Below are 1,167 nucleotides of genomic sequence, written 5' to 3'. Positions count from 1 at the left end.
GTACGGCCACCTTCACGGATTGCAAAGCGTAAGCCTTGGTCCATTGCGATTGGGTGGATTAGCTCTACGTTCATTTCAACGTTATCGCCAGGCATTACCATCTCTGTACCTTCTGGTAATTGGATTGCGCCAGTTACGTCAGTGGTACGGAAGTAGAATTGTGGACGGTAACCATTTAGGAATGGGGTGTGACGACCACCTTCTTCTTTTGATAGTACGTATACTTCTGCGTCAAATTTGGTGTGTGGTTTGATTGAACCTGGTTTAGCCAATACTTGACCACGTTGTACGTCTTCACGTTTGGTACCACGTAGTAGTACACCACAGTTCTCGCCTGCACGACCTTCGTCTAGCAGTTTACGGAACATTTCAACGCCAGTACAGGTGGTTTTTGCGGTTGGTTTGATACCAACGATTTCAATTTCTTCACCAACTTTGATGACACCTGATTCTACACGACCGGTTACAACTGTACCACGGCCAGAGATTGAGAATACGTCTTCGATTGGCATCAAGAATGGTTTGTCAATCGCACGTTCTGGTTCTGGGATGTAGCTGTCTAGGGTGTCAAGTAGTTCTAGTACCGCTGGTTCACCGTATTTGCCTTCGCCGCCGTTTAGGGCTTCTAGGGCAGAACCTTTGATAATTGGGGTGTCATCGCCAGGGAAGTCGTAGCTTGATAGTAGTTCACGTACTTCCATTTCGACAAGTTCTAGTAGTTCTTCGTCATCAACCATGTCACATTTGTTCATGAATACCATGATGTATGGTACACCTACTTGGCGTGATAGTAGGATGTGTTCACGTGTTTGTGGCATTGGGCCGTCAGTGGCTGATACAACTAGGATAGCGCCGTCCATCTGTGCAGCACCGGTGATCATGTTTTTAACATAGTCAGCGTGGCCAGGACAGTCTACGTGTGCGTAGTGACGTGCTTGGGTGTCATATTCAATGTGTGAGGTGTTGATGGTGATACCACGGGCTTTTTCTTCAGGGGCTGAGTCAATTGACGCGTAGTCTTTGGCTTCACCACCGTTGTGTTTTGCTGCTACAGTTGCAATCGCAGCTGTTAGGGTTGTTTTACCATGGTCAACGTGTCCAATGGTGCCTACGTTAACGTGTGGTTTAGTACGTTCAAACTTGGCCTTTGCCATAATTTAATCCTCT

At 47.0% G+C, this 1,167-nt stretch carries 1 protein-coding gene; it reads right to left on the bottom strand.

Annotated features, from left to right (window positions below; all coding sequences use genetic code 11):
- A partial coding sequence (tuf, locus tag ACH0AB_RS11850) for an elongation factor Tu (RefSeq protein WP_406878265.1) occupies nucleotides 1-1,154 on the bottom strand: 1,154 nt, incomplete at its 3' end.
- Nucleotides 1,155-1,167: the final 13 nt, after the last annotated feature.

Source organism: Moraxella sp. 179-F 1C4 NHS (assembly GCF_045370505.1).
Classification (GTDB): Bacteria; Pseudomonadota; Gammaproteobacteria; order Pseudomonadales; family Moraxellaceae; genus Faucicola; species Faucicola tetraodonis.
The sequence above is the reverse complement of the archived record's forward strand: the minus strand, read 5'-3'. Positions and strand labels throughout refer to the sequence as shown.